We start from the raw sequence: 15,837 nt of genomic DNA, 5'->3' as shown, positions 1-15,837 counted from the left end.
TTTAAAATAAAAAAAATAAGCTTTCTCGACTGATTTGATCGAAAAAGCTTATCCTTGCTTTATGAAGTTTTTGTTTCTAATTCTTCTAATTGTAGACTTAAGTTCTCCCATTGTTCCATAAGATCATCTTGTTGTTTTTGCGTACTTTGTAAAGACTGGTCTAGCTCGGTTAATTTCACGTGGTCATCTAGATTTTCTGGTAGCGTCATTTCTTCTTTAAGCTGGCTGATTTTTTCATCTGCTGTGTTTAGTTCTTCTTCAATTTGAGACACTTTTCTTTGCAATGATCGTATTTGTTTTTGTAGTTCTTTTGACTGCGCAAAATTTTTCTTATTTGTGGTGGTCTTTTTTTCTTGGCTTGTTTCATTTTGTTGTCTTTCGTATTCAGCCAGTTGTTCTTCTTCCTCTTTTTTCTCTAAGTAGTAATCATAATCTCCTAAATAAAGGCGAGAACCATTTTCTGAAAGCTCGACAACCTTGGTAGCAAGCCGGTTAATAAAGTAACGATCATGTGATACGAAAAATAGGGTGCCTTCATAATCAATCAAAGCATTTTCTAATACTTCTTTATTATCTATGTCTAAGTGGTTGGTCGGCTCGTCTAAAACTAAAAAGTTTTTTTGATCCATCGCTAATTTCGCTAAGGCTACACGAGCTTTTTCACCGCCACTTAATAAAGAGATCGGTTTATCGACATCATCACCAGAAAATAAAAAACTACCTAACATTCTGCGAATATCAACTTCAGGTGTTGCAGGATGTTCATCCCAGAGTTCTTGTAAGATGGTTTTATTCTGGTTTAGCTCGGCTTGGCCTTGATCATAGTATCCAATCGAAACGTTAGTCCCATAGCGTTTTTCTCCTTTGATAAAAGGAATTTCGCCGATCATCGATTTTAATAAAGTAGATTTTCCGATACCATTAGGACCTACTAAAGCAATCGCATCTTGCCGTTTGATATCTAAATTGACAGGTTCAGAAACGATGCTTTGATCATAGCCAATTGCACCGTCTTCTAGTTGAAAGACAATGTTTCCTGAAGCTTTGGTGATTTGGAAAAGAAAATGAGCTGATTTTTCTTTTCCTTGTGGCCGTTCGATACGTTCCATTTTGTCTAATTGCTTTCTCCGGCTTTGCGCTCGTTTGGTGGTCGAGGCACGAACAATATTTTTAGCAACAAAATCTTCTAATTTATTAATTTCAGCTTGCTGCTTTTCGTAAGCTTTCCATTCACTGGCCAGTTGTTGACTCTTTAAATCTAAATAACGGCTATAGTTTCCCTTGTAGTGACGCATCTTACTTCGACTAATTTCATAGATTTCTGTGACGACTTTGTCTAAGAAATAACGGTCATGAGAAACAATCAATAAGGCGCCGCGATAATTTTGTAGGTAACCTTCAAGCCAACTAAGTGTTTCAATATCCAAGTGGTTGGTCGGTTCGTCTAAAATTAAAATATCGGGGCTTTGTAAAAGCATTTTAGCTAAAGCCAGACGGGTTTTTTGTCCGCCAGAAAGGGTTTGGATCGCTTTGTCATAAAAAGACTCATCGAATTGAAAACCATTTAAAACTGCGCGCATTTCATTTTCATAGCCGTAACCATTTTTTTCGATAAATTCTTCTTGTAATTGATCATACTGCTTAAGAACAGCTTCATAATTCTCATCTTCTGGAGAAATCTGACTGATTTTTACTTCTAATTCGTGCATACGTTTTTCTGTCTGTCTTACATCTGAGAAAGCTTCTAGCATTTCTTCCCACACTGTTTTATCAGAGTCTAAACCAGTATCTTGTGCTAAATAGCCTAATGTAATATTTTTATTTTTAGCGATGGTTCCCTTATCAGGCGCCTCGATTCCAGCCAGAATCTTTAACAAAGTCGACTTGCCGGCACCATTACGTCCTACAAGGCCAATACGTGCTCGACTGCTGATTTCTAGGTGAATATTTTCAAATAAGGTATCTGCACCAAACTGGCGTGCAATTTGGTTGGCTTGTAATAAAATCATAGTATCCTCTCTTTAAATGTTTATTGACGTTTATCAATTTTTTCTGTTTTTTGTGTAAATGTTAGTTTATCACAATTTAATGATCTTAGAAAGAAAGAGCAGCTTGGGCTTTTTAGTTATTTTTTATAAAATTTTGCAGTAAACTGAGCAATCAAATTGCTTTTTTTTGTTTTCATCTGTTATGATACTACGTGTTATAAGTGAAATGTTCACAATGGAGGGCTAGAAAGTGAAAGAAAATAATATTCCTAAAGCAACTGCCAAACGGTTGCCTTTGTATTATCGTTATCTACGAATTTTAAATGACGCCGGAAAGGCTAAAGTTTCTTCAACTGAATTAAGTGAGGCGGTCCAAGTTGATAGTGCTACAATTCGCCGTGATTTTTCTTATTTTGGTGAATTAGGTAAACGTGGTTATGGTTATGACGTGGAAAGTTTAATGCAATTTTTTGCCAAGACTTTAAGTGATGACGAAATGACAAACGTTGCACTGGTAGGTGTAGGAAACTTGGGAAGTGCCTTGTTAAAATATAAGTTCCATCAAAGCAATAGCATTCGAGTAAGTGCTGCCTTTGACGTAAATTCAGATATTGTGGGACGTATTGTTGATGGTATTCCCGTTTACCCCATGTCTGATATGGAAGAACAAATAGAGATTCAACGTATTGAAATTGCTATCTTGACAGTTCCAGCTTCTACTGCACAAGATGTGGTAAATAATTTAGTTGAGTCAGGGATTAAAGGAATTCTCAACTTTACGCCAGTACGTATTTCAGCGCCATCCGATGTTTTAATTCAAAACGTTGATTTGACCAATGAGTTACAAACATTGATTTACTTTTTGCACAGTGATGATCGTTTGAATGTATCAACTGAAGAAAAGGAATAAACGATAGTCTTGATTTTTTCTTTACTTGCTTTTGGCAGTGAATAGAAAAAAATCAGGACTTTTTTCTACTAAAAATAAATGAAAAACTACTTATAATTCACAAAATAGTCATAGATTTTAGGTAAACTTGTCATAATTGAATATATATGTTTGTAGTTTGGCAATTTGTTTAGTACAATATAAAAGAGAATGTGTGAACAACTAGGAGAAAGAGGTGTCAAGTGAATGGGGTATAAAGACGAAACGGTACGTTTTGATTTTGATGACAGCCGCAAAAAAGAAGTTAGCGAAACACTTGCGATCGTATACCGTGCGCTTGAAGAAAAAGGATACAATCCGATTAATCAAATCGTAGGGTATTTGTTGTCAGGCGATCCGGCGTACATTCCGCGTTATCGCGATGCGCGTAATTTAATTCGTCGCCATGAACGAGATGAAGTATTAGAAGTTTTGATACGTTTTTATTTAGAAAACCATGGAGTTAACTTATAATGCGCACTATGGGATTAGATGTCGGCTCAAAGACAGTCGGTGTAGCAATAAGTGATCCGTTAGGGTGGACAGCACAAGGAATTGAAATTGTTTCAATTGACGAAGAAGAAGGCGAATTTGGTTTTGCCAGGATAAATGAATTGGTTGAACGATATGAAGTTGAACAGTTCGTTGTTGGTCTGCCTAAAAATATGAATAATTCAATTGGACCTAGAGCCCAAGCATCCATGAATTATGGCAAAAAATTAGAAGAGTACTATCAACTACCGGTGATTTATCAAGATGAACGTCTAACAACGGTTCAAGCTGAGCGGATGTTAGTTGAACAAGCGGACACTTCTAGAAAAAAACGGAAAAAAGTCATTGATAAGTTAGCAGCAGTAGTGATTTTACAGAATTATTTAGATACAATAATGAATTAAACCGGTAATTTTTAAAGAGGAGAATGAATTAATGGCAGAACATACACATGATCATGACCATGATCACCAAGAACATGAACATATTACACTAGTCGATGAAGAAGGAAATGAAACACTATACGAAATTCTACTTACTATCGATGGACAAGAAGAATTTGGTCGCAACTATGTACTATTATATCCTGCAGGTGCTGATGAGGACGAAGAAGTTGAATTGCAAGCTTATGCCTATGTTGAAAATGAAGAAGGTACCGAAGGCGATTTAGAACAAATCGAAACGGATAAAGAATGGGATATGATTGAAGAAGTATTTAATACATTTATGGCTGAAGAAGAAGAATAAATATTTAAAATCAGGCTAAGCTCTTGCTAGATAAGAGCTTAGCCTGATTTTTTAGCTTGCTAAACAAAAATCAGCTGTTCTTTTATTTTCGACGTTTTTGATAATAGTTACTATAATAAAACATTAAAGATGAAAAGTGAGGAGGAAAACTAATGAGAACAACGAATGTTGTAAGTGAATTTGCCCCTTTAAAGTCGGTTGTCTTAGCACAGTCGCAGTTTTGTTTTCCGCAAGATCCTCAAAATAATGTGGATACTTCTTTTTTAGCGAAAGAAAACGCGGAATTTGCTAAAAATATTGGGGGAAAGGATGTAGCAGAGGCTGACGAAAAATTACAAAAAGAGTGGGAAAAAGAAAAAATAAACATGCAAGCAATGCTTGAATCTTATGGAGTTGATGTATTCAGACCTCGTTTACTTACACAGCATGAAAAAGATCATGGGAAAAAGCAGGGCGCTGGTTATAGCAACTTTTTTTCACGGGATCCCTTTTTTACGATTGGTTCTTTTATCATTGAAGGAAACCTACGTTTCATACATCGTCGTAGAGAAATATTTCCTATTCGACCCGTTTTAAATGAATGGGTGAAAAATAATGCAGGCTATTATTTTGCCGCTCCTCAGCCTGACTTAGCAGAAGGTGAAAATAGTGAGGTTGGACCATTTATCGAAGGTGGAGATGTTGTTGTTTTAGGAAAAACTGTTTTTGTCGGTCATTCTGGTTTGGCTAGTAATTTAAATGGCATTTATTGGTTAAAACAACTGCTGGAGCAATTTGATTATAAAGTGGTCCCGGTTCGCTTACATCCATCGATTTTGCATTTGGATTGTGTGCTTAGTATGCTAAAAGAAGGATTAATGATCACCTGTGAAGAAGCTTTCTTAGATGGCATTCCTGAAGAATTGAAAGATTGGGAAAAAATCAACGTTTCGTTAACAGAAGCTGCCAATTTGATAGCTAACGATTTGCCAATTAACGAGCAGGTATATGTTACCGACCAGGCTTTTACTGATCTGATCGCAAAAATTAAAGCCAAAGGTATAAAAGTGGAAACACTTGATTACCATGTTTCTAGAATGTTTGGTGGTTCTTTTAGGTGCACAACACAAGCCTTAATTAGAGAGTAAGATGAGATGATAAAGCACTTGACAACTCTTGTTTTCTAGTGTAAATTACAATACAACAAAACACATGAGAATTCCGTTGATGAGAAGAGTAGTTTCTGATCTTTTTTTTAGAGAGACCTTGTAAGGTGAAAAAGGTTATAAGATAAGAAATGAAGATGGTCTCGGAGGATAAGTCATCGATAGGTAGATGATTTCGAAAGGTTCAATCGTTATCTTGAATGCCATTTCTTTGATTTGAGATGGGTTAAGAGAAGCTTTAGCTTCTAAAACAAGGTGGTACCGTGAAAATTTCGCCCTTTTATCAGTTTACATTGATAAAAGGGCTTTTTATTTGCATTATTGAACTTTTTGTTCGAATGAAAAAAATTTGGAGGGGTTAAAATGAGAGCAAGTTTGAAAAAAACATTATATGCCGGTGTACTAGGACTAACGATTTTTGGTTTAGCGGCATGTTCAAGTGGTAATGATGAAGGCAGTGGTTCTGGTGATGGTGATGAAACATTAACGGTAGGGGCCAGTTCTACGCCTCATGCGGAGATTTTAGAACAGACAAAAGATGATTTGGCAGAAAAGGGCTATGAGTTAGACGTTGAGGTTTTTGACGACTATGTATTACCTAACCAAGCACTGGACGAAGGAGATCTTGACGCTAGTTTCCACCAACATAAACCCTACTTGGATAACTTTAATGAAGAAAACGGTACGGATTTGGTTTCTGCCGGCGAAGTTCATTTTGAACCTTTAGGATTATACCCTGGTAAAACCGAGACAGTTGACGACTTACAAGATGGGGCCGAAATTGCGATCCCTAATGATGCGACAAATGGCGCTCGTGCTTTATTATTACTTGAGGAAACTGGGTTAATCAAATTGGATGCCGATAAGGGAATTGAAGCAACGACCAATGACATTGAAGAAAATCCTAAAGATTTAGAAATAACAGAACTAGAAGCTTCGCAAATTCCTCGTACGGTGCAAGATGTAGATTTATCTGTGATTAATGGAAACTATGCGGTAGATGCAGGTTTTGACATAGCAAATGATTCTTTAGAACTTGAAGATGAAAATTCTGAAGCGGCGCAAACTTATGCAAATGTCGTTGCCGTTCAAGAGGGAAATGAAGATGATCCAGCCATTGAAGCTTTGATGGAATCATTGCATAGTGATGATGTAAAAGACTTTATTAATGAAGAATATCAAGGTGCAGTTGTACCACTATTTTAAAAAAGTGCTCGTAAAGTTCATCCAAACGAACTTTACGAGCATTTTTATATACTTTTTCCAGTATTCCGTTACAATAAAATAAAAAGGGGTTAGTCATGCAGACTTTAAAGGATTATTCAACTTTTTGTCGTAAAGCAGATAAATAAAAGAAGCAATCGAAACAGAGCGTTGAACTGCTATTTCGATTACTTTTTTTAAAAAGAGCGGGGTTGGATATAGTTATCTAACGTTTTTTGATAATCTTCAGTAGACCAGTTTCCTTTGTTGAAATATTCTGCTAACAAATAACCTATATACGGTCCGGTTGTTAAGCCAGAAGATCCTAGTCCACTGGCGACAAAAAGCGTTGGATCATTGGGTAATGAACCGAAAAAAGGCGCGAAATCTGAAGTATAAGCGCGTGTTCCTACACGATAAGTAAAAGAGTTTTCTAAAAGTTTTTCAGGAGTTTGTAAAAAATCTTTACTGTTACTGGTTAATTTTTCAAAGGCTGCAGAAGTGGGGTGCAGATCCCACTGCGCCTTATCTTCATGGGTTGCACCGATGATCATTTGTCCATCATTTGCCGGAATCAAGTCGGCTTCATTATCCAACATAGCAACTGGCCATTGCTTACTTTGACTTTGTTGTGTTTTAAAAACAATAAGCTGTCCTTTTTGCGGGCGAAGATCTACTTGGTAACCAAGAGGTTCTAGTAGTGTTTTACAGTTAGGACCGGCAGCTAATATAATATAATCTGCTAGAAATTGTTGTGCTTTTGTTTTAATTTGCCACTGGTTATTTTCCTTATTTATCGTGACTTTTTCTTGAACTAAATAAACTTGTTTTTGTTTTGCTAGTTTTTTCATATGATTTAAATATAATAAACCATCTAATCTAGCGCCACCTGAAATATACAAAGATTCTTGAGGAGCCAATAAAGGCAGCTTGTTTTCAGTTTGTTTAGCCGAAAGTAGGTTGATCTCGCCAATTTCAGGAGCGTCCGCTTTTCTTTGTTCGGCCAAGTTTGCTAGGTCTTCCAATCCGTTTGTTCGTAAAAGAATCGTACCATTTTTGGCATATATCTTCTCAGAAATCCTCATGTCAGCTACTAGTTTTTGGAAAAAAGCTGCTCCGTCTCTAGCTAAACGATACCATCGTTTGTTCCTGCGTTTAGATAACCAGGGGGAAATAATACCTGCGCTAGCTTTGGTTGCTTGCCCAGTTTCATCATCAAATAAAGTTACATCATATTTTGTTGTATCCAAATAATTGGCTAAAGTAATTCCAATGACGCCACCACCAATAATGGCTATTTTTTGCATAAAATAAGCCTCCTTAAATTTTATTATCCTTTAGTTAATAGATTTTTTCAATTGTTCATTATAGCAAAGCTTCAATGATATCGGGTAAATATTATTTGCTTTTTAATCCTGTTGACTATATATTTAATAGTATATCTGTTAGGTAGTTGTTGCTTGTAATGTGCAAATTGTTTGTTACTTAAGAAAAGGGATATAATATGAGAAAGGAGGAGGTTGCAAGAATTGAAAAGTTGTATCAATAAGCTTGTCGTTCAAAAAGCTCCACCTGCAAAAATATCCAAATGTGATTTTATTTTTCCTTTTTCTAAAACTTTCTAAAAATTAAGGGTTTAAGTCTAACAGTTATTATGATATCATTTTACAAAGTTTATCTGAACTGCCCACTCAATTTAAGTAGTCTGTTGTCAGTTCTTGACAAAAGTAAAGAATTTTTCTTCTTATCTTGTGTACGAAATACAGCTTAAGGCCCCCCTTAGTGTCAGTTAGTTAAGAATACGAACTTTTCTAATGATAGGAAGTTTTTAGTAGGAAATAAGAAAAAGTATGATTCTTTTTTGACAAAGTGACAACATGATGATACTATAATATGGTCACTTTCATGGTAGTTTTCTGAAAAAAAGGAGAAAAGAAGGAGTGTTAACTTTTGAGTAAAAAAGTTCGCGTAGAACATTTAACCAAAATATTTGGTCGAAGAACCCAACAAGCGCTTGAACAAGTAAAAGCGGGGAAATCAAAACAAGAAATCTTAAAAGAAACTGGCGCTACTGTCGGTGTACATGACGTAAGTTTTGATGTTAACGAAGGAGAAGTCTTTGTCATTATGGGCTTGTCCGGAAGTGGGAAATCGACTTTAGTACGAATGATCAATCGTTTGATTGAACCTACTTCAGGTTCTGTTTACATTGATGATGAAGACGTAGCGAAGATGTCTAAAGAAGACTTGCGTGAAGTTCGTCGTACAAAAGCGAATATGGTCTTTCAAAACTTTGGGCTTTTCCCCCAACGGACCATTTTACAAAACACCGAATATGGTCTAGAAGTAAGGGGTGTATCTAAGGAAGAACGCCGTAAAAAAGCGGAAGCTGCTTTAGATAATTCCGGTTTACTTTCGGTTAAAGATCAATATCCTAACCAATTATCCGGTGGGATGCAGCAACGGGTTGGTTTAGCACGTGCTTTAGCGAACGATCCAGAAGTGCTGCTTATGGATGAGGCATTTTCTGCTTTGGACCCCTTGATTCGTCGGGATATGCAAGATGATTTGATGGACTTACAAGAACGTGTACAAAAGACCATTATTTTTATCACCCACGATTTGAACGAAGCTTTGCGTATCGGCGATCGAATTGCTTTAATGCGTGATGGTGAAGTGATGCAAATTGGTACCGGTGAAGAAATCTTAACGCATCCAGCCAATGACTTTGTTCGCGAGTTTACCGAAGATATCGACCGTTCCAAAGTTCTAACGGCGGAAAATATTATGGAACCCGCTTTGACCATCAATGCAGAAGCTGATGGCCCTAATGTGGCTTTACAACGTATGCGTAAAGAAGAAACCAGTATGTTATTAGCGGTTGATCGTAAACGTTATTTAAAAGGAAGTTTAACCGCTGAAAATGCTTTGGATGCACTTAAAAATGAAAAACCACTTAAAGATGTAGTAGATAAAAACGTACAAAAAGTGGAAAAAGATACCTTAGTAACGGATATTTTCAATATAATTCAAAATTCCGCTGCGCCTTTGGCTGTTGTTGACGAAGAAGATCGTGTTGTCGGTGTCGTAGTTCGTGGTAGTGTAATTGGCGCGATGACGGATACCGATACTGGACAATCAGATGAAAAAGAAGCTGCAGAAGAAAACACAGATGAAACAACAGAGTCAGCTGATAAGGAAGAGGTGAATGCAAATGCTTGATTTTTTACAAAATGAGCTTCCCTTTTCGGATTGGGTCGACAATGGCGTTGATTGGCTAACCGAGCACTGGGCTGCCTTTTTCTCATTCTTACAAACTGTAGGACAAAATATCATGGATGCTATGACTAATGGATTGTCCATGATTCATCCCTTACTATTTATTTTGATAGTTACAGTCGCTGCTTTTTTCCTTGGTGGAAAAAAATGGCAATTACCTACATTTACATTGCTAGGTTTGCTATTGATTTATAACCAGGATTTGTGGTCTGATCTGCTAAATACATTGACATTAGTTATTGTTTCAAGTTTGATTTCAGTCATTATTGGTGTACCAGCCGGCGTTTTAATGTCGAAAAGTGATATGGCAAGAAGTATTATTACGCCAATTCTTGACTTCATGCAGACGATGCCAGGTTTTGTATACTTGATTCCAGCCGTGGCCTTCTTTGGTATCGGTATGGTCCCTGGGGTTTTTGCGTCAGTGATCTTTTCATTGCCGCCAACTGTCCGTATGACAAACTTGGGTATTCGTCAAGTGCCAACGGAATTAGTGGAAGCTTCCGATTCTTTTGGGGGCACCGGTTGGCAAAAATTATTTAAGTTAGAAATGCCTTTAGCTAAAGGAAATATCTTTGCTGGTATTAACCAAACGCTAATGTTGTCCTTATCTATGGTTGTTATTGCTTCTATGATCGGAGCTCCTGGTTTAGGACAAGGGGTATTATCTGCAGTACAACGTTCACAAGTAGGTAATGGTTTTGTTTACGGTATAGCTATCGTTATTTTAGCGATTATTATGGACCGCTTTACACAAAACTTAAATAGTAGTGGAAATAGTTCAAATGATTAAAAAAGGCATATAAAAAATAGCAAGTTATGTCTAAAATTTTAGTTTTTTAATCTAATTTCACTAAAAGAAATATTATGTTTAATAGTGAAAGATGATTAAGAAAATTTGAGACATTTGAAAGATGGATAACGTGTGATCACTTTGTTTATCTTTCGGGGTCTCCTAATGATTAGTGAATAAAAATTGTTATTCAATTTTTAAAAAATTAAGAAAGGATGTTTTATTTTGAAGAAGAAGTTAGTAGGTATGTTGGCACTAAGTTCAGCATTTTTATTAGCTGCCTGCAGTAATGGCGGCGGCGATAACGACGCAGAAGGTGGCGGCAATGGCGGTGGAGACACTGTTGAATTATCCTATGTTGAATGGGATACAGAAGTCGCTTCCACCAACGTTGTAGCGCAAGTATTAGAAGATATGGGTTATAATGTAAACATTACACCTTTAGATAATGCTGTGATGTGGGAAGCAGTAGCTAATGGCGAATCAGATGGTATGGTCGCAGGATGGTTGCCAGTAACTCACGAAGCACAATATGAAGAGTTTGGTGATCAAGTAGAAGACTTAGGTCCAAACTTGCCAGACGCAGCAAAATTAGGACTTGTTGTTCCCGAATATATGGATGTTGATTCTATTGAAGATCTAGATGATCAAGTGCCGGAGCAAGAAATTATTGGTATTGAACCAGGTGCTGGTGTGGTTGCTGCGGCAGAAGAAACAGTCGAAACCTATGATAATTTATCGGATTGGGAAGTGACACCATCTTCTAGTGGTGCGATGACTTCACAATTAGGCAGTGCGATTCAAAATGAAGATCCGATTGTCATTACTGGCTGGTCTCCACATTGGATGTTTGAAAGATATGACCTTAAATATCTAGATGACCCAGAAGGAACAATGGGAGATGCTGAAAGTATTCATACAATGGTTCGTGAAGGATTAGAAGATGATATGCCAGAAGTATACAGCATATTGGATAACTTCGAATGGACGGAAGAAGATATAAACACTGTAATGTTAGACATTGAAGACGGTGAAGATCCAGAAGATGCAGCAAGAGACTGGATTGAAGATAACCAAGACAAAGTAGATGAATGGACAGCAGATGCTGAATAGTATCTATTAAAGAGGTGGAGATCAGATATTACTGATCTCTGCTTTTTTTATTCACTGCCATTAGATTTCAGGGAGTGAATGTATAAAATACAAAAAATGAAATCCTTTCTTTTCTGTATTTTTTTGATTAAAATAGTGCAATATATTTTCTTTTTATTATTTTTGCTAGTAAAATTTAAAACTGAGGTGTTTATAAATGGAACGAAATAACCGAAGCGAATTAACATTTACTCTATTTCATCATGATATAAAAATTGATGTCTTCTATAATTTTTTGTATCAAATGAATGATATTATTTTAGCTTTATTTTTTATTGTAGGTAGTTTCTTATTTTTTAAAGAATCAACGACTTTTTATGGAACAGTTCTATTTGTTATCGGTAGTTTTCAACTTTTGATAAGGCCCTTAATTTTGATCAGTAGAGAGGTACATATATATACACTAAAAAACAAATAAATTTTATCCCAATGTCTATTGTGTAATATATTGCATTGAGCTATAATAGTTCTTGTTATGCGGGTGTAGTTTAGTGGTAAAACAGAAGCTTCCCAAGCTTCCGTCGCGAGTTCGATTCTCGTCACCCGCTTAGTTATGTAAACCTTTGTAACAGGATTTCGCTAACCTATAAAAGTTAGCGATTTTTTATTTTTTGTTTCGAATGTCTTTTGACCTTTAACTTTATATCATGGCTGATTCTAGTTTTTATGATAATTTTAATGAATATATGATCTACTTCTCTTATATTTTCTGGTCTTGTTGTTATCTTAATGTTAATATATCATTTAATAGAGCTTTAGCGCTTTGTCGTATTTATATATTAATATTAGCGTTTGAGGAGGAGAATATGAATATATTCATTGATTTGTTTTTAACTTTTAGCCGCATTGGTGTATTAACCTTTGGTGGCGGTTATGCGATGTTACCTATCCTTCAAAGAGAAGTTGTCACAAATAAAAATTGGGCGACAGATGAAGAGCTTGTTGATTATTATGCTATAGGACAGACAACCCCTGGCATTATAGCAGTTAATACGTCTACTTTTATTGGTCAGAAACAGCGAGGGTCGCTTGGGGGCATTGTAGCTACCCTGGGTTTTGTTTTTCCTTCTTATATTATCGTCACGCTAATTTCCATGTTTATGCAAAATTTTTCGGAATTAGCCATCATACAGAATGCTTTTGCTGGTATTCGTGTGAGTGTATATATTCTGATCTTAAATGCTGTGTTGAAGCTATGGAAAAATTCCGTGGTAGATAAAGTAGGGATTTTTATTTTTGCTTTTGTTTTTATCTTGTCTGTATCTACAAGGTGGTCTCCTGTACTACTTATCATTTTAGCAGCTTTTATCGGCGTTGCTGCTAAGCTGCAAGAAAGGAGACGTCAACAAAAATGATCTATTTACAACTTTTTTATGAATTCTTCAAGACAGGCTTGTTTTCTGTAGGCGGTGGACTTGCGACTTTGCCGTTTTTATATGATATGTCCGATCGAACAGGTTGGTTTAGTTATGATCAGCTAGCTGACATGATTGCTATTTCTGAATCAACCCCAGGAGCGATAGGGATTAACATGGCAACCTACGCTGGGAACTTAACCGCTGGCGCTTTCGGGGGCATTGTTGCTACGGTAGGACTGGTTACACCTGCTATTATTCTTATTATCATTATTGGTCGCTTTTTAACCAAATTTAGGAATAATTTTTATGTCGAATCGGTGTTTTATGGACTAAGACCTGCGTCGACTGCACTGATTGCAGCGGCTGGATTTTCTGTGGTATGGATGGATTTATTTGATGTTTCAAGCTTGATTGATGCAGGAGACTGGCTGGGATTTATTAACTGGAAGTCGCTAATTTTAGCTATTTTCTTATTTTTCATCATGCGCCATAGGCTATTTAAAAACCTGCATCCAGTTATTTTTATTGCTCTATCTGCTTTGGTGGGCATTGTTTTCCAATTTGCCGGATAATAAAAATTATTATAAGAAAAGGACCTATTTCGTGTTTTATCGAGATAGGTCCTTAAATTTAGCGCATTAATTTTGTTTTTGTGCGATTTTTTGTGCTTTTTCTGTATTTTTAAAATGAAGCTTTGCGTAGTTTGCTAATAATTCAATGCCGCCTTTTTTGATAATTTTGGCGGCTTGTTTGTCAGACTGTGAACCGGCGCCTGAGGGAAGTTCAATCCCCACTTCTTGTGATTGCTGTTTAAGAGAATTTAGAAATTCAGCGCGGCAAATAATCGAGGCCGCCGCAACAGCTAGATGGTATTGTTCTCCTTTAGTGATGAAATAAAGGTTTTGTGTTATCGGATTTTTTTCGCTTTTCAAATACTTGCGATAAGTTGTTTCTTGAACGAATTGGTCGATTAGAATGGCTTCAGGCTTTTGCGGGCTAATTTTTTCTAATAATAAATGAATACATTGATTATGTAATGCTACTTTCATGCCCACAGCATTATATTGCGGTTGTATCTGATTATATTTTTTTGGCGTCACCACTAGTTTTTGAAAAGGAATAGAGGATTCCAATTGAGGAGCAAGCTTTAGAATTTGCTTGTCATCAAGCATCTTTGAATCTTTTACCCCTAGTTTTTTTAATGTATCTAAATGGTTTTTATCAGCATAGGCAGCACATACAACTAATGGACCAAAATAACTGCCGTTACCTACTTCGTCACTACCCATAATACTTTTTCGGGCAAAACCAGCTGGTAAAGTCGCTGTTTTTTTAGTACTTTCTGTTGGCATACTTTCCCATAGTAAGGCTTCTTGTTTTTCATTATCCCCTTGAAACATGACTTTTCCCGAGTTGTAAGCTGTGATTGTGATGCCGTCTTTTTTTGCAAAAAAAGCAGCATAGGGGATTTTACGTGAGCTTATGTAAGCTTTATAATACTGCTTTACTTCTTTTAATTTTTCTTTATTTAGTTTAACAACGGTTGTTCCCATGAAAAATTTCCCTTCTAATATTATTGCTTTATTTTAGCATAATGCGTTTCTGATTGAAATGTAGTAAAATAAGTGAATACGTAGAAAAAATTAATATTTTCCTTTATAATAGAAAGGTATTTTTAATAAAAAACATTGAAAGTGTTATAATAAAAAAATACTTGTAGATATAGGAGGCTGAGCCAAGTGGTCAAGCAAAAGAATCGTTTTAAAGCGACGATTGAAAATCAAAACTACACCATTATCAGCAAAGAAGACCCCAAACATTTAAAGATGGTGACAGACCTTGTCAACGATCAGCTAAAAGAAATTAAAGGAATGTCTGCCGAGATAGACAGTGAGCAAGCGGCTATTTTGCTTGCTATTAATGCGGTGTCTGATCAGTTAAAAAAACAAAAAGAGTTACTAGATTTAAAAGAAGAAAATGAGACGTTACATAAAAAAGCCAGTGAAGTAACGGAACTTAAGGAACGTATTCAACGCATTGAAGAAATAGAACAAGAAGCAAAAAAAGTGCTGAAAGATCAAGGAAATAGTGAGGCACAAATTCATGATCACTTGCAAGCACAACAAATCTTAAATGAAAAGCGCAAGCAGAGTATTCAAAAAAAGGCAACTCAAGGCTAGCAGAAAGGAAGACTGAATGATCGGTTTTATCATATTTTTATTACTATTATTTTCATTTTATACTGGTGCAAGACGGGCAACAGCTTTACAACTAATCTATACTATAGGTGGTATTCTTTCCTTTTTTCTTGCCATGGGTCTTTATGAACAATGGGGACAAAAGATTGAGCTATATATACCTTATTTATCAGTAACGCCAGAAACAGAGATGGTTTATTATAGTCAAGAGCTATCTTTTGACTTAGACAAGGCTTACTATGCGGCTGTTGCTTTTATTGGCTGGTTGCTTATTGGCTGGCTAGTTACAAAATTGGTTATGATTTTTCTTAGAAACCTTCGCTTTACACGGATTCTGGAAGACGACTGGTTAGCTGCAGGTATTTTAAATACAGTGTTGATGTATATAACGATTTTATTATTTTTGAAAGTTTTAACGATGTTACCAGTGGATGCCATCCAAAATATGTTTAATAGAAGTTTTACTGCTGATTTTATTGTAGATAAAACACCGTTTTTATCTAATATGTTGGATAAACTATGGATAACTAACATTATCTAAAAATTGTAGAGCA

General features: G+C 36.0%; 15 protein-coding genes, 1 tRNA gene, 1 pseudogene and 1 other annotated feature. Of the genes and pseudogenes, 14 read left to right on the top strand and 3 right to left on the bottom strand.

Annotated features, from left to right (window positions below):
- Positions 1-59 precede the first annotated feature (59 nt).
- Positions 60-2,009, bottom strand: a complete 1,950-nt coding sequence (locus AC806_RS07190) for an ABC-F family ATP-binding cassette domain-containing protein (protein WP_069029070.1) — start codon at positions 2,007-2,009, stop codon at positions 60-62.
- Positions 2,010-2,238: 229 nt separating this feature from the next.
- On the opposite strand from AC806_RS07190, the gene AC806_RS07185 reads away from it, so the two are divergent.
- From AC806_RS07185 to AC806_RS07160, 6 genes are all read left to right on the top strand, one after another.
- Positions 2,239-2,898 carry a redox-sensing transcriptional repressor Rex gene (locus AC806_RS07185; RefSeq protein WP_061839879.1) on the top strand — a complete coding sequence of 220 codons (660 nt, stop codon included), beginning with the start codon at positions 2,239-2,241 and terminating at the stop codon, positions 2,896-2,898.
- A 225-nt stretch (positions 2,899-3,123) separates the two neighbouring features.
- Positions 3,124-3,390, top strand: a complete 267-nt coding sequence (locus AC806_RS07180; protein ID WP_014125240.1) for an IreB family regulatory phosphoprotein — start codon at positions 3,124-3,126, stop codon at positions 3,388-3,390.
- Positions 3,390-3,812, top strand: a complete 423-nt coding sequence (ruvX, locus tag AC806_RS07175; protein ID WP_061839880.1) for a Holliday junction resolvase RuvX — start codon at positions 3,390-3,392, stop codon at positions 3,810-3,812. The genes AC806_RS07180 and ruvX overlap by 1 nt, the downstream gene beginning before the upstream one ends.
- Before the next feature lie 31 nt (positions 3,813-3,843).
- On the top strand, positions 3,844-4,155 hold the full coding sequence (locus AC806_RS07170; RefSeq protein WP_061839881.1) for a DUF1292 domain-containing protein: 312 nt from the start codon (positions 3,844-3,846) through the stop codon (positions 4,153-4,155).
- Positions 4,156-4,307: 152 nt separating this feature from the next.
- Positions 4,308-5,282, top strand: a complete 975-nt coding sequence (locus tag AC806_RS07165; RefSeq protein WP_069029069.1) for a dimethylarginine dimethylaminohydrolase family protein — start codon at positions 4,308-4,310, stop codon at positions 5,280-5,282.
- A 67-nt stretch (positions 5,283-5,349) separates the two neighbouring features.
- Positions 5,350-5,583, top strand: a binding site (T-box leader).
- Between the two features lie 80 nt (positions 5,584-5,663).
- Positions 5,664-6,506: a MetQ/NlpA family ABC transporter substrate-binding protein gene (locus tag AC806_RS07160; protein ID WP_069029068.1), complete on the top strand. Its 843-nt coding sequence runs from the start codon at positions 5,664-5,666 to the stop codon at positions 6,504-6,506.
- Between the two features lie 194 nt (positions 6,507-6,700).
- Here the strand turns inward: AC806_RS07160 and AC806_RS07155 are convergent, their stop codons facing one another.
- Positions 6,701-7,810 carry an NAD(P)/FAD-dependent oxidoreductase gene (locus AC806_RS07155; protein ID WP_069029067.1) on the bottom strand — a complete coding sequence of 370 codons (1,110 nt, stop codon included), beginning with the start codon at positions 7,808-7,810 and terminating at the stop codon, positions 6,701-6,703.
- 643 nt (positions 7,811-8,453) lie between these two features.
- On the opposite strand from AC806_RS07155, the gene AC806_RS07150 reads away from it, so the two are divergent.
- The 6 genes and pseudogenes from AC806_RS07150 to AC806_RS07120 all read left to right on the top strand — a co-directional run bounded on the left by AC806_RS07150 (position 8,454) and on the right by AC806_RS07120 (position 13,657).
- Positions 8,454-9,725 carry a quaternary amine ABC transporter ATP-binding protein gene (locus AC806_RS07150; RefSeq protein ID WP_014125231.1) on the top strand — a complete coding sequence of 424 codons (1,272 nt, stop codon included), beginning with the start codon at positions 8,454-8,456 and terminating at the stop codon, positions 9,723-9,725.
- A pseudogene (locus AC806_RS12315) lies at positions 9,718-11,688 on the top strand (ABC transporter permease/substrate binding protein). The gene AC806_RS07150 and the pseudogene AC806_RS12315 overlap by 8 nt, the downstream one beginning before the upstream one ends.
- A gap of 196 nt (positions 11,689-11,884) precedes the next feature.
- Positions 11,885-12,145: a YrhK family protein gene (locus AC806_RS07135; protein ID WP_069029065.1), complete on the top strand. Its 261-nt coding sequence runs from the start codon at positions 11,885-11,887 to the stop codon at positions 12,143-12,145.
- Between the two features lie 59 nt (positions 12,146-12,204).
- Positions 12,205-12,275: transfer RNA gene (locus AC806_RS07130), tRNA-Gly, on the top strand.
- 258 nt (positions 12,276-12,533) lie between these two features.
- The gene (locus AC806_RS07125) at positions 12,534-13,082 is read left to right on the top strand and encodes a chromate transporter (protein WP_069029064.1); all 549 of its coding nucleotides are present in this window, start codon (positions 12,534-12,536) and stop codon (positions 13,080-13,082) included.
- Positions 13,079-13,657: a chromate transporter gene (locus AC806_RS07120; RefSeq protein WP_069029063.1), complete on the top strand. Its 579-nt coding sequence runs from the start codon at positions 13,079-13,081 to the stop codon at positions 13,655-13,657. Before AC806_RS07125 ends, AC806_RS07120 begins: the two co-directional genes overlap by 4 nt.
- A 66-nt stretch (positions 13,658-13,723) precedes the next feature.
- Here AC806_RS07120 and rnhC read toward each other — a convergent pair whose 3' ends face one another.
- Complete coding sequence (rnhC, locus tag AC806_RS07115; protein ID WP_069029062.1) at positions 13,724-14,638, bottom strand: ribonuclease HIII; 915 nt, start codon at positions 14,636-14,638, stop codon at positions 13,724-13,726.
- Between the two features lie 186 nt (positions 14,639-14,824).
- Here rnhC and AC806_RS07110 point away from each other — a divergent pair, with 186 nt between their 5' ends.
- Positions 14,825-15,265 (top strand): cell division protein ZapA, encoded by a 441-nt coding sequence (locus AC806_RS07110; RefSeq protein ID WP_069029061.1) that lies wholly within the window; start codon positions 14,825-14,827, stop codon positions 15,263-15,265.
- Between the two features lie 16 nt (positions 15,266-15,281).
- Complete coding sequence (locus AC806_RS07105) at positions 15,282-15,824, top strand: CvpA family protein (protein ID WP_061839888.1); 543 nt, start codon at positions 15,282-15,284, stop codon at positions 15,822-15,824.
- Positions 15,825-15,837: the final 13 nt, after the last annotated feature.

Origin of the sequence: Tetragenococcus halophilus, from assembly GCF_001712815.1 — a bacterium.
Taxonomy (GTDB): Bacteria; Bacillota; Bacilli; order Lactobacillales; family Enterococcaceae; genus Tetragenococcus; species Tetragenococcus halophilus.
Note: the sequence above shows the minus strand (reverse complement) of the source record. Positions and strands in the feature narration are given on the sequence as shown.